The organism is Micromonospora sp. NPDC126480, assembly GCF_040302465.1.
Classification (GTDB): domain Bacteria; phylum Actinomycetota; class Actinomycetes; order Mycobacteriales; family Micromonosporaceae; genus Micromonospora.
On sequence record NZ_JBEORU010000033.1, the window covers coordinates 1 to 23,920 of the forward strand.

Genomic DNA, 23,920 nt, shown 5'->3' on the forward strand with positions numbered 1-23,920 from the left:
CATCGACCGCACCAACCACAACACCACGATCAGAATCAAGATCCTCTGGCCCGACCAGTTGACAGCAGGAACGGAACCCTAACTACGCGGCATTGGGGTTAGGGGAGGAGGGGGTGGTATTGGACGTTTTCTTCTCGGCCGGGGCCTACGCCGACGACGGAGACGCGGGTTCCGCAGAGTTCCTCGATGCGGGCGACGTAGCGTCTAGCGTTCTCCGGGAGGTCCGCCTCGGTCCTCGCCTTGGTGATGTCCTCCCACCAGCCGTCGAGTTCCTCGTAGACCGGGGTGGCGTGGTGGAAGTCGGTCTGGGTCATCGGCATGTCGTCGACCCGCCGGCCGTTGATCTCGTACCCGACGCAGATCGGCACCTTCGGCAGCCCGGTCAGCACGTCGAGCTTCGTGACCACCAGGTCGGTCACCCCGTTGAGGCGGCACGCGTACCGGGCGACGACCGCGTCGAACCAGCCGCACCGCCGCTCCCGGCCGGTGGTCGTGCCGTACTCGTGGCCGATCTTGCGCAGGTGCTGGCCGTTGTCGTCGAACAGCTCGGTCGGGAACGGCCCGGAGCCGACCCGCGTGGTGTACGCCTTGCTGACCGCGATCACCTTCGTGATGGCGGTCGGCGGCACGCCCGCCCCGACGCACGCACCGCCGGCCGTCGGGTTCGACGAGGTCACGAACGGGTACGTGCCGTGGTCCATGTCCAGCATGGTGGCCTGGGCGCCCTCCAGCAGCACGGTCTCGCCGCGGTCCAGCGCGTCCCAGAGCAGCGCCCTCGTCTCGGCGATGTACGGCGTGAGCCGCTCGGCGTACCCCAGGTACTCCTCGACGGTCGACTCGACGTCGATCGCCTTACGGTTGTAGACCTTGAACAGGATCTGGTTCTTCTCGCGCAGCGCGAGTTCCAGCTTCTTGCGCAGGATCCCCGGGTCGAGCAGATCCTGCACCCGGATGCCCATGCGGGCGACCTTGTCGCCGTACGCGGGACCGATGCCGCGGCCGGTGGTGCCGATCCGGGACGAGCCGAGGTAGCGCTCGACCACCCGGTCCAGCGCCCGGTGGTGCGGCATGATCAGGTGCGCGTCGCCGGAGATCCGCAGCCGGGAGACGTCCACACCGCGCTCGGCGAGGCCGTCGATCTCACTGAGCAGCACCTTCGGGTCCACCACCACGCCGTTGCCGATGACGATCTTCGCGCTCGGCGAGAGGGCCCCCGACGGCATGAGGTGCAGCGCGTACTTCTGCCCGTCCGGGGTGATGACCGTGTGGCCGGCGTTGTTGCCGCCGGAGTAGCGCACGACGTAGTCGACCCGCCCACCCAGCAGGTCGGTAACCTTGCCCTTGCCCTCGTCGCCCCACTGGGCGCCGAGGAGCACGATCGCTGGCATCTTCTCCGCCTCCAGAAGGCTCGGGTGCCAGGTGGCGACCGGTCAGCGAGCCCGGGGTGTCAGGCTAACAAGTAGTGACGGCGCGACCGGCAGCGGTGCGCGCCGAGAGGCAGGAGGCTGCGACCCGTGTACGACGTGGTGCTGCTCACGCTCGGCTCGGAGCGGGACGCTCCGGCGGCCTGCGGCAGCGGCGACTCCTGCTGCGGTGGCGCGGGCGAGACCGCCGACGAGCGGGCGGCCGACCGCTGCGACACTCCCCGCGTACCGGTGCTGGCCTGCGCGGACGCGCTCACCGCCCGCGGTGCGCGGGTCGAGACGGTGACCGCCCGCTCGGACGCCGAGATCGACGAGGTGCTCGCCCGCCTCGACGGCCCGCCCCGGCCGGACGGGCTCAGCTGGCCCGACCCCGACTCCAAGACCCGGCTCGTCGTCGCCACGGCCAGTGACGCACAGTTGCGCGCCGTGCTGCGCCGGCTGGTCCGGCGATACGCCCCACCGCCGAGCCGCCGCCCGGAGGACCTGGCGGCCAACCGGACCGTGCCGGATCTGCCGGCGGTGGGCGTACTGCCGCTCGACCCGGCCCGGGGCGGCCCGCACCGGGACCTGGTGGCGCAGCTCGGACTGCCCCGCGACCCGGCGGCGGTGGCTGCCGCGGTGCTGGACGGCACCCCCCGCCGGCTGGACCTGCTGCGCAACGACGGCGGTTCGGTGACCCTGGACGGCGCGCTGCTCGGCGCGGCCGACGAGGCGGGCCGGCCGCTGCACTGGCGGGGTCGCGTCGAGGTGGACGACACGATCCTCTCCGACGGCGGCGAGCCGCTGCTGGCCTGCGCGATCGGCAACGCCGGCGGGTACGCCCGGCTGGACGACGTGGCGCTGCTCGCCACCCCGGATCCGGCCGACGGCCGGGTCGAGGTCGCGGTGGCCGTCCCGGTGGTGACCCGGTCCCGCTGGGGCCGCAGGCGGGTACGCCTCGAGGTCCGCCGCGCCCGCGGCCGGGCGGTGGCGGTGGTGCCACGCGACGGAACGGTCCCGTTCGTCGACGACGGCGCCGAGGGCGAGCTGAAGCGCAAGCGGTCCTGGTGGACCGAGCCGGGCGCCTGGGCGGTCTGGACGTCCTGACCGTCACCCCCGGCGATCCGTTCCGCCGGCTGCGGGGGCCTATCCTCGGCAGGAGGAATGGGGAGGAACCGTGGTGGACGAGAACACCGACCGGTCGTACGCGTCCGGCCAACAGCCGGTGCCGGAGCGGGACATCGAACCACTGTGGCCGGCGGCCCAGGTCGACCCGCCGTCCTGGTCACCCGTGCCACCGCAGGGAGCACCCGGTCAACCACCCGCCTACCCGCCGCCGGCCGGCGGAGTGCCCGCGCCGGGCGGATGGGCGATGATCGGCCCGCCCGGCGCCGCCGGCGCGTGGGCACCCGACCCGAACGCCGACCCCGCCGCCCCGCCGCACGGCACGCCCGCCCCGCCGCACGGCACGCCCGTCCCGGCGTACGGCGACCCGGATCCCGCGTACGGCCCGCCGGCGCAGTACGGCGCGAACCCGTCCTCCGGCTGGGCACCCGACGCGAGCGCCACGTCCGGCTGGGCCCCCGGCGGTGACCCGGCCCAGTGGGGTCCGTCGACGCCGGTGCCCCCACCGCCTCCGATCCCTGGCGTGGCCGGCAACCAGCCGGGCCCGGCCCGCTCCGGCGGCAATGCTCCGGCGGCCGGTTCCGGCCCGGCGCCCGCATCCTCCGAGGGAGGCGGCTCCGGGCCGGTGCCGCCTCCCCGGCCCGGGCAGACCACCGGCGTCGACCTCGACCAGCCGTTCAGCCTCGACCCGACCGGTCCGGCCGCCGGCGCGGCGGGCCGAGGCGAGCAGCACGGAACGAGCCCGGCGGGCACGCACGCCGCCGTGGATCGTGGCCCGGCGGGCACGGACAACAGCGCGGCCGGCCCGGACACCGGCGGGGCGAACCCGGAAACCGGCTCGGCGGGCGCGGACTCCGGCGCGGTGGGCCGTCCGCCGGCTGAGTCGCCCTGGGCGCAGCCTCCGCAGCGGCCGGCGACCGCCGACACCGGCGCGGCCGAGACCGGGCCGCCTCCTCCGCCGGCCACTCCGGCCTGGGCCGCGCCGACCGAGGCGGTTCCCGCGGCCGCCCCGCCGGACTCCGCCGCGGCCCCGGGCACGACCGACCTGCCTGCCGTACCCCCGCCGCCCGGTCCGTTTCCGCCCCAGCCCGGCTGGTACCCGCCAGCGTGGCAGCAGAGCGCGGTGGCGCAGCCCGGCCACCACGCGCCGCCGGAGGCGGTGCCAGCGGGTCACTACCCGCCGACGGCCGGATACCCGCAGGCGGGCTGGAGTCCAGAGGCGGGCGCTCCACCGACCGCGGAGGACTTCGCCCGGCGCCGGCAGTTGCGCCCAGCCGACCCGGTGGCCACCATGGGCGTCCGGGCGGTCGCCAACAAGATGGGCCTGCGCCTGCCGCCCGGCCGGCACGAACAGGAGCTGCGACGGGACATCGAGATGGTCCGGCGCAACTTCGGCGGGCTGCGGCAGGTGACCGTGGTCAACCCGAAGGGCGGCGCCGGCAAGACCGTCGCCATCCTGCTGCTCGCGATGACCTTCGGCCAGAAGCGCGGTGGCTACGTGCTGGCGTGGGACAACAACGAGACCCAGGGCACCCTCGGCATGCGCGCCCAGCAGGACTTCCACGCCCGGACGGTCCGGGACCTGCTCCGTGACCTGAGCCAGTTCCACAGCTCGCACGGGCGGGTCGGCGACCTGTCCCAGTACGTCCGGTCGCAGGGCGAGGGAATGTTCGACGTGCTCGCGTCGGACGAGTCGGCCACCGGCGGGGAGATGCTCACCGCGGCGGCGTTCGCGGAGATCCGCGAGGTGGTCAGCCGCTTCTACAAGCTGATCTTCGTGGACACCGGGAACAACGTCCGGGCCCAGAACTGGCAGGCCGCGATGGACGCCACCGACCAGCTGGTGGTCACCATGTCGGCCCGGAACGACTCGGCCGAGACGGCCGCGCGGATGCTCGACCATCTGGAGCAGAGCGGCCGGCAGCGGCTGGTCCGGCAGGCGGTGACGGTGGTCTCGATGCCGCCGTCGCGCAAGGAGATCGACCTGCCGGCGATCCAGGAGCACTTCTCGGCGCGGACGCGGGCGGTGCTGCTGGCCCCGTACGAGCGGCTCATCGACACCGGCGAGCCGATCCGGTACGCCGCCCTCTCGTCGGCCACCCGCGACGCCTGGCTCAAGATCGCCGCAGCGGTGGCCGAGGGCCTCTGACGCGCGGCGGGGGCCGGCGTCGGGCCGACCCCCGCGTGACGGGTCAGTTACTGGCCAGCGCGTCGGCGGCGGCCGGGTCGCAGTCGCGGAGGAACTGGGCGCACCGGGCCGCCTCGTCGGCCTCGCCGATGGCGTCGGCCGTCCGGGACAGCACGTACAGGCAGCGCAGGAAGCCGCGGTTCGGCTCGTGGGACCACGGCACCGGACCGTGCCCCTTCCAGCCGCTGCGGCGCAGCTGGTCGAGGCCCCGGTGGTAGCCGGTCCGGGCGTACGCGTACGCCGTGACGACCTGACCCGCCGCGAACGCGCGGGCCGCCAGCGCGGCCCAACCCGCGCTGAACGTCGGGTGGTCCGCCGCCACCTGGGTGAAGGCCTCGTCGCCGCCGGCCTTCTCGGCGGCGTCCAGGGCAGCTTCCGCCTCGTCGTGCGCGGGCAGGAGGGTGGCTGGTGGCTCCGGCAACAGGTTCTGCATCGTCCCATTCAACCCGCTTCGGAGCGCGACACGCGAGGGGGTTCGCGGACCCGGTTGGCTGAACGGGTGAGGAGTTGGTCACGCTCGCGGCCCATGCCGGTCCGGGATCTTTTCCACTACAACTAATGGTCCGGAGCCTCCCCAGGAACCGGTTTCGCAGGAGCCCGGTGGCGAGCCACCGGGCTCCTGCCCGTTAGAACCTTGCCCGGGCCGGGCAGGATGATCCGGTGCCGACCCCACCTCCCGCGGACGTCATCGAGCCGCACACCTGGACCGACGAGATCGAAACCCGGGCGGAGTTCGACCGGCGGCTGGCCACCGGTGACCTGACCGGGCTGACGGTGCAGGGGCTCCGGCTCGACCTGGATCCCCCCGACCTGACCGGCGTGACCGTCGCCGGCACGCTCTTCGTCGGCTGCCGGTTCGCCTCCCGCGAGGTCGGGGCCGACCTGGTCCGGCGCGGCGCGAACGTGGTGCCCCCGTTCTCCGGTCTGCCGTACCCGACGCAGCCATCGCACCTCTACACCCCCGAGGACCTCGCCGCCGGGTTCGCCGAGGGCGGCTTCGCCGACATGTACGACACCCGGGTCTACGCGCACTTCCGCGCGCACGGCGGGGCGCTGCCGGACGTCCGTGAGGCGCTCGGCCAACGGCTGCACGACCACGGTGTGGACAACGCCCTCGCCGACGCCACCCGGGCGTGGCTCGCCACCCACGGCCCCCAGTCGGTCGTCGGCGTAATGGGCGGGCACGCGGTGCCGCGTGGCAGCACGTCGTACCGGATGGCGGCCGTGCTGGGCCGCGAGCTGGCCCGGGCCGACCGGCTGGTGGTCACCGGCGGTGGGCCCGGGGTGATGGAGGCGGCGAATCTCGGCGCGTACCTCGCCCTGCGGCCGGACGGCGACCTGGACGCGGCGATCGACCTGCTGGCGGAGGCACCGGACTTCACCGACCACGACCGGTACACCTCGGCGGCGCTGCGCGTCCGGAAACTGTTCGGGCCCGCGCTGCAGCCGCCGGCCGGCGGGGAGCCGGCCGACCGGTCGCGGGCGGACTCGGCCATCCTCGCCACCGGCGAGCTGGACTGGGCGCGCAGCGGCGGGCTCGCCATCCCGACCTGGCTGTACGGGCACGAGCCGGCGAACCTCTTCGCCGGCCGGATCGCGAAGTACTTCTCCAACGCCATCCGGGAGGACACCATCCTGCGCCTGGCCCGCGGCGGGATCGTGTTCGCCCCGGGCCGCGCGGGCACGGTCCAGGAGGTGTTCCAGGCGGCGACGAAGACCTACTACTGCACCGACGGCGCGAGCGGCGCGTACGTGTTCCTGGACCGCGCGTACTGGACCCGGGAGCTGGCGGTGGAGTCGCTGCTGCGGCCGCTGCTGGCCGCCTCGCCGTTCGGTGACCTCTCGTCGACCGTGCACCTGACCGACGACGTGCACGAGGCGGTACGCCTGCTCACCGGGGCCTGAACAGGCCGACGGCCGGCTCCCGTCGGGAAGCCGGCCGCCGTACGCGTCAGCGCGTCACTTCATCTTCGTGCCGGTGGAGCGCAGGGCCTCGCAGGCCTCGACCACCCGCGCGGCCATGCCGGCCTCGGCGGCCTTGCCCCAGACCCGCGGGTCGTACATCTTCTTGTTGCCGACCTCGCCGTCGACCTTGAGCACGCCGTCGTAGTTGCGGAACATGTGGTCCGCGACCGGGCGGGTGAAGCAGTACTGCGTGTCGGTGTCGATGTTCATCTTGACCACGCCGTAGTCCAGCGCCTCGCGGATCTCCGAGAGCAGCGAGCCGGAGCCGCCGTGGAAGACCAGGCTGAGCGGCTTGTCCTTGCCGTACTTGGCACCGACCGCCACCTGGATGTCGTGCAGCACCTGCGGCCGCAGCTTGACGTTGCCCGGCTTGTAGACGCCGTGCACGTTGCCGAAGGTCAGCGCCGCCATGTAGCGGCCCTTCTCGCCGAGGCCGAGGGCCTCGACCATGGCCAGGCCGTCCTCGACGGTGGTGTAGAGCTTCTCGTTGATCGCGTTCTCGACGCCGTCCTCCTCGCCGCCGACCACGCCGACCTCGATCTCAAGGACGATCCTGCCCTTGGCGGCCTCGTCGAGGAGCTGCTCGGCGATCTGCAGGTTCTCCGCCACCGGCACCGCGGACCCGTCCCACATGTGCGACTGGAACAGCGGCTCCTCCCCCGCCTTGACCCGCTCCTGCGAGACGGCCATGAGCGGCCGGACGAACTTGTCCAGCTTCTCCTTCGGGCAGTGGTCGGTGTGCAGGGCGATGTTCACCGGGTAGTTCTTCGCCACCTCACGGGCGTACAGGGCGAACGCGGTCGCGCCGGTGACCATGTCCTTCACCGCGGGGCCGGACAGGTACTCGGCACCACCGGTGGAGACCTGGATGATGCCGTCGCTCTCCGCGTCGGCGAAGCCCTTCAGCGCAGCGTTCAAGGTCTGCGAGGAGGTCACGTTGATCGCGGGGTACGCGAACCGGCCTGCCTTGGCGCGGTCCAGCATCTCCGCATAGGCCTCGGGGGAAGCGATGGGCATGTCGAACGCTCCTTACTTACCGCTCTCGGCCGTCGCCGGCCGCTCTTGTCTTGGGCGCGCCGGACTGCGCTGTCCACCGCCGGCAGTATCCCGTAGTCGGCGGACCCCGGCACAACCGGCCCGGAGCGCGGTCATCGCCGGTCCAGGCGGTCCGGCACCACGACGCTGATCAGCCAGGTCACCACGGCCATCACGATGGCGCCCCAGAAGGCCGCCCAGAAACCGTCCACCTGGAACGGCAGGTCGAGCGCCCGGGCGATCCGGTCGGTCAGCAGGAAGAGCAGGGCGTTCACCACAAGTGCGAACAGCCCGAGGGTGAGCAGGTAGAAGACGCACCCCACGACCTTGATCACCGGTTTCAGTACAGCGTTGACCACGCCGAAGATCAGCGCCACGACGACCAGGGTGAGGGCGGTGTTCGCGCCGGACCGGCCGCCCACCTCGACCCCGGGCACGACGAGCGTCGTGATCCACAGCGCGATCGCGGTGATCGCCAACCGGATCAGGAAGCCCATGCCCCCATCGTGGCACCGGGGTGCCGGACCGGTGGCCCATTCCCGTTTCCCGCCGGGCGGCGCGGTTGGCGTCGGCTCCGAGCGGGGACGGGGTCCAGCCCGTACGGTGTGTGGGTAGCGGTCCGCACGAGATCCAGGGAGGGACGATGGGTCAGCCCGACGAGGACTTCGCCCCGAGCGACCACCTCGCTCCGGAGGAGCGCGACCTGGAGGCGGAGCCGGCCGACGCGGTGGAGCAGGCCACCGCTGTCGACCCGGGTGAGGTCGACGTCGAGCCGCACCGCGGCCTGGAGGTCGACGACTGGGACGCGATGGAGCAGGCCCGCGTGGTCGCCGGCGACGAGGACGACTACCGCTAGCCGCCCGGACGACGGGCGCGGGAGCGCACACGGACCGTCATGGCCGACCGGTCCCTTGGGGTGGATCTGATCATCCGTTCGGCTGACGTGGGCCTGAGCGACGGGCAGCGGGGCAGCGGGTTCCTTAAGGGCTGCTTAAGATCCCCAGGCCATCCTTGGTGAACCCCCACCCGAAGGAAACCCCATGCTCAAGCACACCACCCGGCGCTGGCTCGCCGGGCTCGGCGTCGCAGGCGCGTTCGTCGCGGCCTCCGCCACTCCTGCCGCCGCCCAGGCTCCCGATGTGGAGCTGGCGGTGTACATGAACGACATCACCATCGCCACCGATTCGGCAGGGAAGATCGACGAGCCTCGGCTGTTCGCCTCCGAGCCGGTCGTCATCGAGGGGCTGACCGTCCGTTTCGACTACCGCGGTCTGGGCGACAAGGTCACCCTGAAGGCAGAGCACAGCGGCGACAACTGCGAGGCTCCCGAAGCCGGCGTGCTGACCTGCACGCCCTACTTCCCGACCGACATCTACGACGAGTGGGGCACCAACCTCGCCGCGGTCCTCGTCGCGCCGACCGAGGGCGCCCAGAAGGGCGATGCGGGCGACCTGAAGGTGACGGTCAGCGCGGACGGATTCGACACGGTCAGCTACACCTCGAAGATCCGGATCGGCGAGGGTGTCGACCTCGCGGGTGAGAGCGAGACGACCGTCAAGGCCGCCCCGGGCGCCGGCTTCACCGTCCCACTCAGTCTGCGTAACGCCGGGAGTTCCACGGTCGAGGGCGCTGTCGCGGTTTTCCACAACGACTACGCAATCCGCGCCGGGAAGCGCTACAGCAACTGCACGTACACGGATGACCACGTGCGCGCCTGCCACTTCGACGAGACGGTCGCCGTCGGCGAGTCGCGGCAGGCGACCCTCTCCTACCAGCTGGGCAAGGACACCTACGCCCCGGGTCGGGCCTACGGGCAGTTCCAGTGGATGACGGTCGCCGAGTACGAGGACTACAGCAACTACCTCGAGAGTCGTGGCATCTCGACGGGGGAGCCGGGTGACGGTCCGGCTCTCGATCTCGCGCCGGCCGCGAGCGCCCAGCGCGGGACCCAGGCGGACACCAACCCGGACAACAACTGGTCCAGCCTCGACATCACGGTCACCGGCACGAACGGTACCGATCTGGAGGCGGTCGGCGCCTCGATCGCCGGCACCGCGGGCGAGGAGGTCGTGGCGACGGTCGGCTTCCGCAACAACGGTCCGGCCACCCTCGACTACGGTCGTGCCGGATCGTCGGTGACCTACATGACCGTCGGAATCCCCGACGGTACGACCGCCGTCGACGTCCCCGAGGTCTGCGTTCCGGTCAAGGGCAAGGACGAGCACGGTGAGGCCGGCGAGCCCGGTGCCCGGACGTACTTCTGCTACGCCGAGCCGATCGTGCTGGTCGGCGAGGAGCCGACCGTCGACTTCACCTTGAGGATCGACAAGGTGGTTCCGAACGCCACGGGTGCCGTGAAGGTCAACGTCCCGTGCCAGTGTGACGGTGGCTTCTACGACGACCTGAAGCCGGCCAACGACACCGCCAAGCTCCTCGTCAACGCGACCGGCAACGGTGGCGGCGAGGGCGGCGGCGATGGGGACGACCCCACCCTGCCGATCACCGGTGACTCGACCACCCTGGTCGCCGGCATCGGCGGCCTGCTGCTCGCCGCCGGCGCGGCCGGCTTCGTGGTGGCCCGTCGTCGGCGGACCCGCTTCGTGGCCTGACCCACCCCCCCACCACCCGGTGCCCCGCCGACCCTCCGGTCGGCGGGGCACCGCCCATTAACGGGACGACACAAGATCGACCGGGCTGGGAGCATTGACGCCGTGCTGCTCACCCTCTCGACGACCCACCGGCCGGCCACCGACCTCGGCCACCTGCTGATCAAGCACCCGGACCGGGCGCACGCCTTCGACGTGCCCGCCGGCACCGCGCACGTCTTCTACCCGGAGGCCGGCGAGGAGCGCTGCACCGCCGCGCTGCTGCTCGACGTCGACCCGCTGCGGCTCAGCGGCGCGCGGGGCCGGAAGCAGGCGGCCACCCCGGACAGCTTCAACCTCGGGCGGTACGTCAACGACCGGCCGTACGCGGCGTCCAGCCTGCTCTCCTCGGCCCTGTCCCGGGTGTACCGGTCGGCCCTGCGCGGCGAGTCGCGGGAGCGGCCGGAGCTGGCCCGCACACCGATCCCGCTGGAGGTCCGCGTACCGGTGCTGCGCTGCCGGGGCGGCGCCGACGTGGCGGTGCGTCTCTTCACCCCGCTCGGGTGGACGGCCACCGCCACGCCGATCCCCCTCGACGAGCGGCACCCGGAGTGGGGCGACAGCCGGTACGTGGACCTCACCCTCACCGGCACCGTGCGGGTCGCGGACGCCCTGAACCACCTGTACGTGCTGCTGCCCGTCCTGGACGACGCGAAGCACTACTGGGTGGCCCCGGACGAGGTGGACAAGCTGCTCCGGGCCGGTGCGGGTTGGCTGGCCGACCACCCCGAGCGCGGGCTGATCACCCGGCGCTACCTGGCGCACCGGCGGACACTGGCCGGGCTGGCCCTGGCCCGCCTGGCCGAGCAGCGGCTCGCCGACGAACCGGCCGCAGCGGACGCCGACACGGTCGACGACACCGGCCCGGCCGAGGACGGCATCCGCCGCTCGCTGGCCGTACGGCGGCGGGAGGCCGTGCTCGCGGCGCTGACGGAGGCGGGCGCGAGCCGGGTGCTCGACCTGGGCTGCGGCGGCGGGGCGCTGCTCGCCGCGCTGGTGGGTGACCGGCGGTTCACCGAGATCGTCGGCTCGGACGTCTCCGCGCACGCCCTGACGCTGGCCGCGCGGCGGCTGCGGCTGGACCGGCTGCCGGAGCGCCAACGGAACCGGATCCGGCTCCTGCAGTCGGCGCTGACCTACCGGGACGACCGGCTGCGCGGATACGACGCGGCGGTGCTGATGGAGGTCGTCGAGCACCTGGACCCGCCGCGGCTGCCGGCGCTGGAGGACGCCGTGTTCGGCCACGCCCGCCCGCACACCGTCGTGGTGACCACCCCGAACGTGGAGTACAACGTGCGCTACGAGGGGCTGCCGGCCGGCCGGTTCCGGCACGCCGACCACCGGTTCGAGTGGACCCGCGCCGAGTTCGCCGCCTGGACGTCCCGGGTCGGGTCCACGTACGGCTACACGGTGGCGCTGCGGGGCGTCGGCGACGACGACCCGGAGGTGGGCACACCGACCCAGCTCGCCGTGTTCAACCTTGCGGAGGCCGACCGATGACCGTCCTCGACATCCCCGAGCTGGCCCTCGTCGCGCTGGTCGGGATCTCCGGTTCGGGCAAGTCCACCTTCGCCCGCCGGCACTTCCTGCCCACGCAGGTGCTCTCGTCGGACGCCTTCCGGGGCCTGGTCGCCGACGACGAGAACGACCAGTCCGCGTCCGGTGACGCGTTCGACGTGCTGCACTACGTGGCCGGCAAGCGACTGCGCGCCGGCCGGCTCACCGTGGTCGACGCGACGAACCTCCAGCCGCACGCCCGGGCGGCCCTGGTCCGGGTGGCCCGCGAGCACGACGTGCTGCCGGTGGCCATCGTGCTGGACGTGCCGGAGGTGCTGGCCTGGGAGCGGACGCAGGCGCGCGTCGACCGCACCTTCGGCCGCCCGGTACTCGCCCGGATGCAGCGGGACCTGCGCCGCACGTACGGGCAGCTGGCCCGGGAGGGCTTCCGGAAGGTGCACGTCCTGCGGGGCGTCGAGGAGATCGAGGCCGCGCAGCTCCGGTACGAGAAGCTCTTCAACGACCGGCGGGAGCTGACCGGCCCGTTCGACATCGTCGGCGACGTGCACGGCTGCCGCTCCGAGTTGGAGGCGCTGCTGGTCCGGCTCGGCTGGGAGCTGGTCCGTGACGAGCGTGGCCGGCCGGTGGACGCGACGCACCCGGCGGCGCGTACCGCTGTCTTCGTGGGTGACCTGGTGGACCGAGGCCCGGACTCGCCGGGGGTGCTCCGCCTGGTGATGGGCATGGTCGCGGCCGGTCACGCGCTCTGCGTGCCGGGCAACCACGAGCAGAAGCTGCTGCGCAAGCTGCGCGGCCGGGACGTGCGGCTCACGCACGGCCTGGCGGAGACGATGGCGCAGCTCGACGCCGAGCCGCCGGCCTTCGTCGCCGACGTGGCGGCGTTCGTCGACGGCCTGGTCAGCCACTACGTGCTGGACGGCGGGCGGCTGGTGGTGGCACACGCCGGGCTCAAGGAGGAGTACCAGGGCCGCGCGTCCGGCCGGGTCCGGGCATTCGCGCTGTTCGGCGAGACCACCGGCGAGACCGACGAGTACGGGCTGCCGGTGCGCTACCCGTGGGCGCGGGAGTACCGGGGATCGGCGACGGTCGTCTACGGGCACACGCCCACGCCGGAGCCCGAGTGGGTGAACGACACCATCTGCATCGACACCGGGTGCGTCTTCGGCGGCCGGCTCACCGCGCTCCGCTACCCGGAGCGGGAGCTGGTCTCGGTGCCCGCCGAGCGGGAGTGGTACGCGCCGGCCCGGCCGCTGACCCCGGCGCCGGCCCGCCCGGACGAGGTGCTGGAGCTGACCGACGTGACCGGCCGGCGGCACGTCGAGCACGCGTACGGCTCGCTGTCCGTGCCGGCGGAGAACGCCGCGGCGGCGCTGGAGGTGATCAGCCGCTTCGCCGTCGACCCGCAGCGGCTGGTGTGGCTGCCGCCGACCATGGCGCCCTGCTCGACGTCGACCGTGGAGGGCTTCCTGGAGCATCCGGCGGAGGCGTTCGCCGACTACCGGGCGGCGGGCGTGGACCGGGTGGTCTGCGAGGAGAAGCACATGGGCTCGCGGGCGGTGGTCCTGGTCGGCCGGGAGGCGGAGGGCGGCCCGTTCGGTGGCGGGGCCGTGTACACGCGTACCGGCCGGCCGTTCTTCTCCGGCCCGCTGGACGGCGAGCTGCTCGCCCGGGTCCGCGCGGCGGTCGGCCGGGCCGGGCTCTGGACCGAGCTGGACACCGACTGGCTGCTGCTGGACTGCGAGCTGCTGCCCTGGTCGGCCAAGGCGAGCGGGCTGATCCGCGAGCAGTACGCGAGCGTCGGCGCGGCCGGCCGTGCCGCCCTGCCGGCGGCGCTGGCCACGCTGGACGCCGCCACGGCCCGAGGGCTGGACCTCGGTGCGCTGCGGGACCGCCTGGCCCGCCGCCGGGACGACGTTACCGCCTACTCGGCGACCTACCGCGCGTACGTGGGGCCGACGGACGGCCTGCGTGGCGTGACCCTGGCGCCGTTCGCGGTGCTGGCCGGTGGGCGGTCGAGCTACACCGACCGGGACCACGGCTGGCACCTCGACGTGGCCGACCGGCTCTGCGCCGCCGACCCGGAGTTCTTCACGCCGACCCGGCGGCAGGTCGTCGACCTGTCCGATCCGGCGGCCGAGGCGGCGGCCACCGACTGGTGGCTCGCGCTCACCACGGCCGGCGGTGAGGGCATGGTGGTCAAGCCGTACGCCGGGCCGGCTGCGCGCTCGGCGCGCGGCACTCTGCTCCAGCCCGGCATCAAGTGCCGGGGCCGGGAGTACCTGCGGATCATCTACGGTCCGGAGTACACCGAGCCGGAGCAGCTGACCCTGCTGCGCCGCCGCTCGCTGGGCCGCAAGCGGGGCCTGGCGCTGCGCGAGCACGGTCTCGGACTGGCCGCGTTGGACGCGCTGGTCGCCGGGGCGCCGCTGTGGCGCCGCCACGAGCTGGTGTTCGCGATCCTGGCCTGTGAGTCCGAGCCGGTCGACCCGCGCCTGTAGGGTCGCCGACGATGACGTACGAGGCGTTCTACGAGCCCGCCGGCGCGGGCCGGTTCGTCGCCACCCCGGCGACGGCCGGCCCCTGGGATCCGGCGGCCCAGCACGCCGGTCCGCCGTCGGCGCTGCTCGCCCGTGCGTTGACGGCGCACGAGCCGGTCGACGGGCAACTGCTCAGCCGAGTCACGGTGGACATCCTGCGGCCGGTCCCGGTGGCGGCGCTGACGCTGCGCGTGCGTACGCTCCGCGCCGGCCGCCGGATCACGCTTGTGGAGGGGGTCGCCGAGGCCGGCGGGCAGGAGGTGCTGCACGCCCGGGGCTGGCGGATCCTAGCGCCGGCTGAGCCGACGCCGGCCACACCGGACGAGAGGGTGGCCGTTCCCGGTGCGGACTCCGGCACCGAACCTGACCTGTGGGCCACCGCGCACACCGGTGGCTACCTGTCCAGCATGCAGTGGCGCGTCGTCTCCGGAGGTTTCGCCGAACCGGGACCGGCCCGGGTGTGGGCCCGGCCCCGCATCCCGCTGGTGCCCGGCGAGCCGGTCCGACCGGCCGAGCTGGCCCTGCTGGTGGCCGACTCGGGCAGCGGGGTCAGCGCCCGGCTGGACCTGGCCCGCTGGCTCTTCGTGAACGTGGATCTCACGGTCGTGCTGCACCGGCCGCCGCGCGGAGAGTGGCTGCTGCTCGACTCGGCCACGACCATCGGTCCGCACGGCTCGGGCCTCGCCGCGAGCCGGTTGGCCGACGTTGACGGCACTGTGGGCGAGGCGTTGCAGACCCTGGTCGTGGCCCCGCGTTGAGCGGGCGGAGGGGGCGCGGGTGTGACGTCGCGCACCGGACGGATCGGACGGGCACCTAGACTACGGACGTTCCCGTCGCCGCAGGCGACGTCCGCTGCCGGCCGACCACGGAGGTCACCTCGTGTCGACGCCCACCACCACGCTGGCCCTGGGGCCGGACTGGCTCGATCCCGAGGTCCTGATCTCGACGTTCGGCCTGCTCGGCATCCTGGTGATCGTCTTCGCCGAGTCGGGGCTGCTGATCGGGTTCTTCCTGCCCGGCGACTCGCTGCTGTTCACCGCCGGCCTGCTCACCGCCGACGGGCGGTACATCACCTGGCCACTGTGGCTGGTCTGCCTGCTCATCACGCTGTCGGCGATCGCCGGTGACCAGGTCGGGTACGCGTTCGGCCGCAAGGTCGGGCCGGCGCTGTTCCGCCGGCCGAACTCGCGGCTGTTCAACCAGGAGAACGTCCTGAAGGCACACGACTTCTTCGAGAAGTACGGCGCCCGCTCGATCGTGCTGGCCCGCTTCGTGCCCATCGTCCGGACGTTCACGCCGATCGTGGCCGGGGTCAGCCGGATGAACTACCGCACGTTCGTCGTCTACAACGTGCTCGGCGGCATCCTCTGGGGCACCGGCGTGACGGTGCTCGGTTACTTCCTCGGCCAGATCCCGTTCGTCAAGGCGAACATCGAGCTGATCCTGATCGCGATCGTGGGGATCTCGGTGGTCCCGATCGCGGTCGAGCTGCTGCGCGCACGTATCGCGGCGCGTCGCGGCGTCACCGCGGCGGAGCGCGCCGCCGCCGAGGAGGCGATCCGGGAGACCCGGGAGCACTACGGCAAGCACTGACCGGGTCGGCCGCCGGGCAGGCCCGACCGTCCGTCCGGCGCCGTCCCGGTCAGGGAGGGCACCGGACGAGCGGTACGGGTCAGCGCGCCTTCTTGGTGGCGCGCTTGCGCGGCGGCGTCAGCAGATCGGCGATTGTCGCGATCGCGCTCGGCACCAGCCGGTAGTACGCCCAGACCCCACGCTTCTCCCGCTCCAGCAGGCCGGCCTCGGTGAGGATGCGCAGGTGGTGGCTGACCGTCGGCTGCGAGAGGCCGAGGGGTGCGGTGAGGTCACACACGCACGCCTCCCCCTCCGGAGCCGACTGGATCAGGCTGAGCAGCCGCAACCGGGCGGGGTCGGCGAGGGCCTTGAGGACCCCGGCCAGCCGCTCGGCATCGGCACGTTCGATCGGCTCGCCGGCAAGCGGCGAGATCTGAGGCATGGTCATTTCAGCCAACGCAGTTCCCACGTATTCCATCCTTCCACCAGGAGCATCGATCCGCCTGCATATCAGCAGATCCGAATCGGCAGACTTTTACGCCACAAGGCCGAGGTCAGCCAACGTATAGGCCGCCCGATAGGGCAGTCCGGCGGCTCGCACAGCGTCGCCGGCGCCTCGATCAACAATAACCGCCACTCCCACCACCTCGGCCCCGACCTCGCGAAGGGCCTCGACGGCGGTCAACACGCTCTGCCCGGTGGTGGACGTGTCCTCCACCGCGAGCACCCGGCGCCCGCTCACGTCGGGCCCCTCGATCCGGCGCTGCAGCCCGTGCGCCTTGCCTGCCTTGCGGACGACGAACGCGTCCAGCGGCCGGTCGCCACCGGCGTGCAGCATCGACAGCGCGATCGGGTCGGCGCCGAGCGTCAGCCCGCCCACGGCGTCGTACGCCCAGTCGGCGGTCAGCGCCCGCATCACCCGGCCCACCAACGGTGCCGCCTCGTGATGCAGCGTGACGCGGCGCAGATCCACGTACCAGTCCGCCTCGCGCCCCGAGGACAACACCACCCGTCCATGGACCACAGCCAGGTCGGTAATGAATTTACGCAGGTCGTCGTGGTCCCCCATGGGGGAGAGGGTACTGCTCGATGCTGTGAGCCGCGTGCCGGGCCCACCCGGATCAACCCCGCGGGCGATGAGACCGTCGACGATGTACGGCCACGCTGAGCAACCGCCCGTCGGGCGGTCGGGCCGCCCGCGCTCAGCGTCCGTCGCGGCCGATCCGGCCCCGGGTGTCCCGCGAGACGGCCTCCAGCAGCCGCCGCGGCGCGTGCCGCAGCCCTGCCACGGCCAGTTTGTACTTCCACGCCGGCACGCTGACCAGCTTGCCTTTCCGCAGGTCACGCAGGGCTTCCTCGACGACGTCGTCGGCGCTCAGCCACATCCACTCCGGCGTCTTCGACATGTCGATGCCGGCCCGGTCGTGGAACTCGGTACGCGTGTAGCCGGGGCAGAGCGCCATCACGCGGACACCGAACCGGCGGGCGGAGAGCCCGACCGACTCGCTGAAGTTGGTGACCCACGCCTTGCTGGCCGAGTACGTCGAGCCGGGCATCACCGCACCGAAACCCGCGACCGAAGAGACATTAATCACTGCCCCGTGGCCCCGCTCGGTCATCGGTCGCACGGCCGCCAGGGTCAGCCGCATCACCGCGTGCACGTTGAGCCGGAGCAGCCGCTCCTCCGCCTCGACCGACGACCGCAGGAACGGCGTGTTGAGGCTGATCCCCGCGTTGTTCACCAGCAGGTCGATCGCGGGACCCTCGGTGAGCCGCCGCTCAACCTCGGCGCAGCCGTCGTCGGTGGACAGATCCGCGGAGATCGTCTCGACCTCCCGGCCGTGCCGGCCGGTCAGCTCCGCGGCGAACTCGACCAGCCGGGCGGCGTCGCGCGCGACCAGCACCAGGTGCCAGCCGTCGGCGGCGAGCCGGCGCGCGAACGCCGCGCCGATGCCGGCCGTCGCACCGGTAACCAGGGCCCGTCGCTCGGTGGTCGGCTGGTCGAGCGTCACGGGCGGTCCTCACCTCGGCGGGTACGGGGGCGGGTACATCGGGGCGTGCGGGGCCGGCACCGACCGGCGGAACCACACGGCCGCCGGCGGCAACGCCAGCAGCACAGCCACCACAAGGTAGCCGAGCACCTGTCCGACCGAAAGCCCCGCGCCGAGCGGGATCCACCAGCCCGGCCACGCCTCCTCAAGCCGGGCCAGCAGCTCGGCGGTGACCCGGTCCTCCGCGCCGAGCCGCAGCGGCACCGCCCGCATCCCGCCCAACGCGGCGAGCCCGCAGCAACCGGCGAGCACGCCCAACCCGGCGACCACCCAGGTCGCCGGCCGGGCACCGGGGCGACCGGCGCGCAGCCCCACGGCGAGCGCCGCGAGCAGCACCCCGGCGAGCAGGCTCACCAGGGCGCCGAGCACCGTCCAGGTGCCGGCCAGGACGGCCACCGCGCCGACCTCCTCCGCGGCGGCCGGGGTGCGCTCCGCAGCCGACCGGAACGCGTCGATCGTGCCGGGCAGGACGACCAGGCTGACGACCGCGTACCCGAAGGCGACGGCCGCCATCAGCACCAGCAGTAGGACGGCCGCCGTCACCGCCACGGGACGACGGGCCCGATCGGGGTACGACACGACTGGTCCCTCCGGTAGGCGTCGGGTTGCACGCTATCCGGAGGGACCGTCGTCGTCGCCGCTATCCGGCACTCAACTCGTCGGCGGCGGCGTCGGACCGGGCCGGTCGGAGCCGGGCTGAGCCTCCCCGCCCTGCTCCGGCTGGCCCGGCGTACCCGGGGTCGGCCCGGCCTGCGGGTAGCCCGGCTCGCCGGGCGTCGACGGGTAGCCCGGCGTCTGCGGGTAACCCGGCTGGCCGGGGGTCGACGGGTACGCCGGGTAGGCGGCACCGGGCACCGGCGGCTCCCACTGCTGCTGCGGCTTGCGGAAGAACTCGTTCGCCTTCGGCAACGCCAGCAGGATCAGCGCCGTCAGCAGCGCGATGATTCCGAGCACGGTGAGCAGCAGCGAGACCGGCTCGTACCAGGACGGCAGCGCCTCGTCGAGCCGGCGGTTGATCTCGTCCTGGCTCGGCACGTTACCGGAGGTGTCGCCGCCCATCGTGCCGCCGAGCGCGGTGCCGGCCAGCCCCAGGCCGGAGCAGCACAGCGCGATACCGCCGACCACCCAGGTGACGATCCGGGCGACGTTCCTGCCCCGGTTGTTGAGCATGGCGAGGACGACCAGCCCGACCGCGAAGAGCAGGCTGACCACGCTGCCCGCGACGACCATGAACACGGCGACACCCTCGGCACCCTCGGCCTCGGTGCCGGCGAAGGCGTCCCGGTAGACGTCCATGATCGTGCCCATCGTGCTGAGCCCGACGATCAGGCTGAGCACGGACAGGATCGCGTAGAAGATGAGCAGGTAGCTGGAAATTGTCACGACGCTCGGGCGTACCCGGGCGGGTGGCTGATGAGGATCGGCCATAGTTCTCCTTCCCTAGATCGCGCCCACACCGTATCGAGTACGGACCAACGGGGCAGGGCGGCGCGACGGTACGAAGGCTCAGTACCCACGCCACTCGGTACGCGCGTACTCGAGCACCCGTGGTTGCAGCAGGGTGGACGCCGGCACGTCGAGGCGGCGGCGGTCCGGCGGAAAGGCCGCGGCGGCGGCGAGTACGGCCGCGTCGAGGAAGCGCAGCGACGGCGCGCCGGCCGGCAGGCCGAGCACGGGCGACGACCCGCCGGGGGCGGCGAGCAGGAAGCCCCAGTCGCCGAAGGAGGGCACGTCCACGTGGTACGGGGTGGTGGCGAACCCGGCCTCCCGCAGCGACGCCTCGATCGACCAGTACGACCGGGGCGCGAAGTACGGGGAACCGGCCTGCACGACCAGCCGGGCGCCGTCGGCGAGGGCGTTGCGGACCAGCGCGTAGAACTCGACGGTGTAGAGCTTCGCGGTGGCGGTCTCGTCCGGGTCGGGCAGATCGGCCACCACCGCGTCGAACCGTTCGGTGGCCGTCCGCAGCCACGCGAACGCGTCGGCGTGCACCACGCGGACCCGGGGATCGTCGAGCGACCCGCCGTTGAGCCGGCGCAGCTCCGGCTCGCTGCGGGCCAGCGCCACCACCGCCGGGTCGAGGTCGACGACGGTGACCCGCCGGACGTCGGGATACCGCAGCACCTCCCGGACGGCGAGTCCGTCGCCGGCGCCGAGCACCAGCACCTCGCCCCGCGTCCCGGCGAGCACCGGATGCACCAGGGCCTCGTGGTAGCGGTACTCGTCGACCGAGCTGAACTGGAGGTCCCCGTTGAGGAACAGCCGCAGGTCGGTCCGGCCACGGCCGGGCTCGGCGACCGAGCGGGTCAGCACCACCTCCTGGTAGCGGCTGCGCTCGGCGTGCACCACCGGGTCCCGGTACAGCTGCTGCCGGGCGGTCACCTCGAAGTCCCGCGCGGTCAGCCACGCGTACCCCAGGCAGAGCGCGACCACGACGGAGGCCGCGGTGAGCGCGGTGCGCGCCCGGCGGCTCAGCTCCCGCCGGAAGACGGTGAAGACCAACGCCAGGCCGGCGAGCGCGTTCACCGCGCCCACCACCAGCGCACCCTTGAGCTGGCCGAAGAGCGGCAGCAGCAGGAACGGGAAGGCCAGCCCACCGAGCAGCGCGCCGACGTAGTCGGCGGCGAACAGGTCGGCCACCGCGCTGCCGGCGGCCTGTTCCCGGATCCGTTGCAGCAGCACCATCAGCAGCGGGATCTCCGCGCCGATCAGCAGGCCGAGCGCGAAGGCGGTGCCGACGAGCGCCGGCCCGTAGAGGTCCAGCCAGGCGAAGGCCGCGTAGAGGCCGAGCACCGACAGGCCGCCGAGCAGGGCCAGCGCCAGCTCGATCGCGGCGAACGCGGCGGCGGCCCGGGACTGCAACGGCTTCGCGGCGAGCGCACCCACGCCCATCGCGAAGACCATCACGCCGAGCACGATCGACGCCTGACCGACCGTGTCGCCGATCAGGTAGCTGCCGAGGGCGACCAGGGCCAGCTCGTAGACCAGACCGCAGGCGGCGCAGACGAACACCGCGGCCAGCACGGCGGCGCGGGAGAGCCGCCACCGTGCCGGCGCGTCGACCGTCACGCCCGCTCCGGCGTACGCGTGGTGGCCTTGCGGCGCTGGGCCGGAACCTTGGCGGCGGCGGCGCGCTGCCGGCGGCGCTGCACCAGGCCGACGGTGACCATCAGGACGGTGAGCAGCAGCAGTCCCGCCGCGCCGAGCAGCCAGCCCCACCGGTCCCGCCACATGTCGTTGCCGGCGTCCGCGAGCGCGGCGGGCGGGTCGGCGGGCGCGGCGGTGGCCACCGGCTCGGGACTGGCCAGCTCGCGCTCGGCCACGAGCAGCGGCAGGGTGACCGCGGCCCGGGTGACCGCCCAGCCCGGGTCGTCGACGAAGGCGTCGGCGGTCAGGTCGAAGTCGGCCAGCCCGCCCTTCACCAGGAGCAGGTCGAGGTCCTTGAAGTCGGACGATCCCTCGACGGTCACGTACGCGTAGTCGTCGGACTCGCTGCTCTCCGAGGTGTAGGTGACGTCACCGACGACCTGCACCCAGCGGGGGCACTGCGGGTTGCCCTCGACCGGGACACCGTCGCCGAGGTTGGAGCCGACGCTCACCACGTCGTCGCCGTACCCCTCCTGGAGCCGCCAGCCGTAGCAGATGCCCTGGCTCTCGAAGGCCTGCCGCAGGATCGGCACGGTGTCGTTGCGCTCGGTCGCGGTCGGCGGGGCCACCGACGTGCCGGCGTCGTCGCCGTTTGTTGCCTGACCGATGACACATCCGCCCAGCAGCACCGCACCGACGATGCCCCACACCAGGACGGCCTGCCCGGTCTTCTTCGGCGCCGCCCTGCCGGGCGCCTTACCCGTGGCCATCAGCTGATCGCGGCGGCGATGATCGCGCCGGTGGCGACGTGGATGACGGCGGAGACCCAGACCGCGGGGTGCGGTTCCGGGTCGACCAGGATCTCGCCGAGCCTGCCGGGGGTGGCGAGATCCAGCAGCAGGAACGCGGCGGCCATGATGACCAGGCCGAGGATGCCGTACGCCGCCGCGCCGACCAGGCCGAGGAAGAAGTCGTCCTCGCTGGCGACGATCGCGGCGACCACGATCGTGCCGACGCCGAGCAGGTTCGAGGCGAGCAGGAGCGCGGCGTTGCGGTTGCGCTCGTTCCAGATCAGCTCGTTGAGCCGGCCCGGGGTGGCCACGTCGACCAGGACGTAGCCGATACCCATGAGGAGGACGCCGACCACTCCGTAGGCGAGGGTGACCAGCAGGTCGGTGACGAGGGTCTGCAAGGGGTGCTCCAGGATTCGTTCGGTCGTGGGGGTCTACTTGCCGCTGCCGGGGCCGCCGCCCCGGACGGTGTTGCCCCGGCCCCAGCCCCAGTGGTTGCCGACCCGGGAGTGGTAGCGCGGGTACGCGGTGCTGAGCCGTTCCAGGAGGATCAGCGAGCCGGCGGCGACCGGCAGGATCACCACCGAGTCGTCGTCGTAGCGCAGGTACACACCGCTGCCGTCGACGTACTGGTCGGCCGGCTTCCAGGCTTCGGTGATCTGCTTGGCCACCTCGCTGGGCCGGCTGTTCGACGTGTACGCCACGGCCTCGCCGCCGATGTCCCGGGCGGCGGCGCGGGCGTACCGGTCCTCGACGAAGCCGCGCGGGGAGAAGTTGCCGTAGAAGATGGCGAAGGCGGCGACAAGCGCGCCGATGACGGCGAACACCACCCCCACCACGAACCAGCGTCGGTACGTCATCGCAGTGCCACCACCGTTTCGGTCAGGACCAGCTCGTTGGTCTGGGGGTACGCGTGCCAGGTGCGCCAGCCGAGGGCGCCGTCCGGCGGGTCCGGGCGCACCGACAGCGCGGTGACCGCGTCGACGTCACCGGGGAAGACCCCGACCAGCGCGTACGGGTCGTCGGCCAGGTCGGCGCGGAGCGTGGCGACCCGGTCCCGAAGGCCGCCGCCCTCGGGACGCAGGACGGTCGCGGTGAACCGGTAGCCGGTGTGCTCGTCGTGCACCGCGCCGGGCAGGTCGGGCCGGCGGCCGGGCAGGCAGGCCACCGTCTCGGTGAGCGCGGTGCCGGGCGCGCGCAGCACCACCTGGTGCGAGGCGCCGAGCAGCCGGAGTCGGACGTGGACGCCGCCGGGCAGGTCGAGGTCGAGCACGTGCAGCGCGGGGCGCTCGACGTCGTCGAACGCGAGGCTGAGGTCGGCGGCGCTGGTGTCCACGTAAGGGGCGTCGATGGTGACGAGCACTCAGGCCCCCTCGGCCTGCGGGTAGATCATCACCTCGGCCCGCTGCAGCTTCTCGCCGCGGGCCACCTCCCAGCCCGCCTCGCCGTACGCCTCGAACGACAGCCGGGCACCACCGGGGGCCTGGTAGTCGTGGTACCGCATGGTGCCGCTCGGGTCGAGGCCGGTGGTGCCGACCGCGGTGTAGCGGGCCTGGCCGGACTCGTCCCAGCTGTACCGGCGGCCGGCGAAGTCGATGGTCGGTGCGCCGGGCGTGACCGTGGCGCCCGGCTCAGCCTCCCAGAGCACCAGCTCCAGCTCCGGGTCCTCCTCGACGGAGAGCCAGCGGCGGACCCCGCCCGCGTCGTCGAGCAGGTGTTCCGCCCAGCTCCAGGCGCCCTCCACCAGGCGGATCGAGCCGCGCACCGCGTACGTGACGCCGCGTACCTCCACGATGTCGCCGGGCGTGAGGCGGCGCGGGTCACCCCGGAGCGCGTCCGCGTCCCGGTCGCGCAGCGGGTCGCCGAGGCCCTTCGCGCCAGGCGGGCGGCGGCGGGAGCGGCGCTGGGCGAGCACCGCGATCACCACCCCGGCCACGCCGACCAGACAGCCCGCCCCCGCCAGCAGGTACGCCACCGACCCGTCCACCCCGACAACCTCCCCA

General features: G+C 73.2%; 24 protein-coding genes. 9 read left to right on the top strand and 15 right to left on the bottom strand.

Annotated elements, in window-relative coordinates:
• Nucleotides 1-98 precede the first annotated feature (98 nt).
• The gene (locus ABTW87_RS25215; RefSeq protein ID WP_350653436.1) at nucleotides 99-1,388 is read right to left on the bottom strand and encodes an adenylosuccinate synthase; all 1,290 of its coding nucleotides are present in this window, start codon (nucleotides 1,386-1,388) and stop codon (nucleotides 99-101) included.
• 126 nt (nucleotides 1,389-1,514) lie between these two features.
• On the opposite strand from ABTW87_RS25215, the gene ABTW87_RS25220 reads away from it, so the two are divergent.
• Nucleotides 1,515-2,510: a hypothetical protein gene (locus ABTW87_RS25220; protein WP_350653437.1), complete on the top strand. Its 996-nt coding sequence runs from the start codon at nucleotides 1,515-1,517 to the stop codon at nucleotides 2,508-2,510.
• A 265-nt stretch (nucleotides 2,511-2,775) separates the two neighbouring features.
• Nucleotides 2,776-4,677, top strand: a complete 1,902-nt coding sequence (locus ABTW87_RS25225; RefSeq protein WP_502891642.1) for a MinD/ParA family ATP-binding protein — start codon at nucleotides 2,776-2,778, stop codon at nucleotides 4,675-4,677.
• A 43-nt stretch (nucleotides 4,678-4,720) separates the two neighbouring features.
• On the opposite strand, the gene ABTW87_RS25230 is transcribed toward ABTW87_RS25225, so the two are convergent.
• On the bottom strand, nucleotides 4,721-5,149 hold the full coding sequence (locus ABTW87_RS25230) for a DUF3151 domain-containing protein (protein WP_350653439.1): 429 nt from the start codon (nucleotides 5,147-5,149) through the stop codon (nucleotides 4,721-4,723).
• Between the two features lie 227 nt (nucleotides 5,150-5,376).
• Here ABTW87_RS25230 and ABTW87_RS25235 point away from each other — a divergent pair, with 227 nt between their 5' ends.
• Entirely contained in the window at nucleotides 5,377-6,621 is a 1,245-nt protein-coding gene (locus tag ABTW87_RS25235; protein ID WP_350653440.1) for an LOG family protein, read from the top strand.
• 54 nt (nucleotides 6,622-6,675) lie between these two features.
• Here the strand turns inward: ABTW87_RS25235 and fbaA are convergent, their stop codons facing one another.
• Together fbaA and ABTW87_RS25245 are read right to left on the bottom strand one after the other, a co-directional pair.
• Nucleotides 6,676-7,698 (bottom strand): class II fructose-bisphosphate aldolase, encoded by a 1,023-nt coding sequence (gene fbaA / locus ABTW87_RS25240; RefSeq protein ID WP_350653441.1) that lies wholly within the window; start codon nucleotides 7,696-7,698, stop codon nucleotides 6,676-6,678.
• 131 nt (nucleotides 7,699-7,829) lie between these two features.
• Nucleotides 7,830-8,213 (bottom strand): phage holin family protein, encoded by a 384-nt coding sequence (locus tag ABTW87_RS25245; protein ID WP_350653442.1) that lies wholly within the window; start codon nucleotides 8,211-8,213, stop codon nucleotides 7,830-7,832.
• Between the two features lie 146 nt (nucleotides 8,214-8,359).
• Between ABTW87_RS25245 and ABTW87_RS25250 the strand changes: the two genes are divergently transcribed.
• The 6 genes from ABTW87_RS25250 (at nucleotide 8,360) to ABTW87_RS25275 (ending at nucleotide 16,009) form a co-directional block, all read left to right on the top strand.
• Nucleotides 8,360-8,572 (top strand): hypothetical protein, encoded by a 213-nt coding sequence (locus ABTW87_RS25250; protein ID WP_350653443.1) that lies wholly within the window; start codon nucleotides 8,360-8,362, stop codon nucleotides 8,570-8,572.
• A gap of 184 nt (nucleotides 8,573-8,756) precedes the next feature.
• Entirely contained in the window at nucleotides 8,757-10,325 is a 1,569-nt protein-coding gene (locus ABTW87_RS25255; RefSeq protein ID WP_350653444.1) for an LPXTG cell wall anchor domain-containing protein, read from the top strand.
• A gap of 102 nt (nucleotides 10,326-10,427) precedes the next feature.
• Nucleotides 10,428-11,861: a 3' terminal RNA ribose 2'-O-methyltransferase Hen1 gene (locus ABTW87_RS25260; RefSeq protein ID WP_350653445.1), complete on the top strand. Its 1,434-nt coding sequence runs from the start codon at nucleotides 10,428-10,430 to the stop codon at nucleotides 11,859-11,861.
• Nucleotides 11,858-14,377, top strand: a complete 2,520-nt coding sequence (locus tag ABTW87_RS25265) for a polynucleotide kinase-phosphatase (RefSeq protein ID WP_350653446.1) — start codon at nucleotides 11,858-11,860, stop codon at nucleotides 14,375-14,377. Before ABTW87_RS25260 ends, ABTW87_RS25265 begins: the two co-directional genes overlap by 4 nt.
• A gap of 11 nt (nucleotides 14,378-14,388) precedes the next feature.
• The gene (locus ABTW87_RS25270) at nucleotides 14,389-15,174 is read left to right on the top strand and encodes a thioesterase family protein (RefSeq protein WP_350653447.1); all 786 of its coding nucleotides are present in this window, start codon (nucleotides 14,389-14,391) and stop codon (nucleotides 15,172-15,174) included.
• 121 nt (nucleotides 15,175-15,295) lie between these two features.
• The gene (locus tag ABTW87_RS25275) at nucleotides 15,296-16,009 is read left to right on the top strand and encodes a DedA family protein (RefSeq protein ID WP_350653448.1); all 714 of its coding nucleotides are present in this window, start codon (nucleotides 15,296-15,298) and stop codon (nucleotides 16,007-16,009) included.
• Between the two features lie 79 nt (nucleotides 16,010-16,088).
• On the opposite strand, the gene ABTW87_RS25280 is transcribed toward ABTW87_RS25275, so the two are convergent.
• The 11 genes from ABTW87_RS25280 to ABTW87_RS25330 all read right to left on the bottom strand — a co-directional run bounded on the left by ABTW87_RS25280 (nucleotide 16,089) and on the right by ABTW87_RS25330 (nucleotide 23,904).
• Nucleotides 16,089-16,466 (bottom strand): ArsR/SmtB family transcription factor, encoded by a 378-nt coding sequence (locus ABTW87_RS25280; RefSeq protein WP_007454255.1) that lies wholly within the window; start codon nucleotides 16,464-16,466, stop codon nucleotides 16,089-16,091.
• Between the two features lie 57 nt (nucleotides 16,467-16,523).
• Nucleotides 16,524-17,057 (bottom strand): orotate phosphoribosyltransferase, encoded by a 534-nt coding sequence (locus tag ABTW87_RS25285; RefSeq protein ID WP_350653449.1) that lies wholly within the window; start codon nucleotides 17,055-17,057, stop codon nucleotides 16,524-16,526.
• A 133-nt stretch (nucleotides 17,058-17,190) separates the two neighbouring features.
• Nucleotides 17,191-18,000, bottom strand: a complete 810-nt coding sequence (locus ABTW87_RS25290; protein ID WP_350653450.1) for an SDR family NAD(P)-dependent oxidoreductase — start codon at nucleotides 17,998-18,000, stop codon at nucleotides 17,191-17,193.
• Between the two features lie 9 nt (nucleotides 18,001-18,009).
• Entirely contained in the window at nucleotides 18,010-18,618 is a 609-nt protein-coding gene (locus ABTW87_RS25295) for a hypothetical protein (protein ID WP_350653451.1), read from the bottom strand.
• 72 nt (nucleotides 18,619-18,690) lie between these two features.
• Entirely contained in the window at nucleotides 18,691-19,467 is a 777-nt protein-coding gene (locus tag ABTW87_RS25300; RefSeq protein ID WP_350653452.1) for an inorganic phosphate transporter, read from the bottom strand.
• Between the two features lie 78 nt (nucleotides 19,468-19,545).
• Entirely contained in the window at nucleotides 19,546-21,108 is a 1,563-nt protein-coding gene (locus ABTW87_RS25305; protein ID WP_350653453.1) for a polyamine aminopropyltransferase, read from the bottom strand.
• Nucleotides 21,105-21,836, bottom strand: a complete 732-nt coding sequence (locus tag ABTW87_RS25310; RefSeq protein ID WP_502891643.1) for a hypothetical protein — start codon at nucleotides 21,834-21,836, stop codon at nucleotides 21,105-21,107. Before ABTW87_RS25310 ends, ABTW87_RS25305 begins: the two co-directional genes overlap by 4 nt.
• A 59-nt stretch (nucleotides 21,837-21,895) precedes the next feature.
• Nucleotides 21,896-22,318 (bottom strand): DUF350 domain-containing protein, encoded by a 423-nt coding sequence (locus ABTW87_RS25315; protein WP_350653455.1) that lies wholly within the window; start codon nucleotides 22,316-22,318, stop codon nucleotides 21,896-21,898.
• Nucleotides 22,319-22,351: 33 nt separating this feature from the next.
• Nucleotides 22,352-22,777 carry a DUF4247 domain-containing protein gene (locus tag ABTW87_RS25320; protein ID WP_350653456.1) on the bottom strand — a complete coding sequence of 142 codons (426 nt, stop codon included), beginning with the start codon at nucleotides 22,775-22,777 and terminating at the stop codon, nucleotides 22,352-22,354.
• On the bottom strand, nucleotides 22,774-23,280 hold the full coding sequence (locus tag ABTW87_RS25325; RefSeq protein WP_350653457.1) for a DUF2617 family protein: 507 nt from the start codon (nucleotides 23,278-23,280) through the stop codon (nucleotides 22,774-22,776). Before ABTW87_RS25325 ends, ABTW87_RS25320 begins: the two co-directional genes overlap by 4 nt.
• On the bottom strand, nucleotides 23,281-23,904 hold the full coding sequence (locus tag ABTW87_RS25330; RefSeq protein WP_350653458.1) for a DUF4178 domain-containing protein: 624 nt from the start codon (nucleotides 23,902-23,904) through the stop codon (nucleotides 23,281-23,283).
• Nucleotides 23,905-23,920 lie beyond the last annotated feature (16 nt).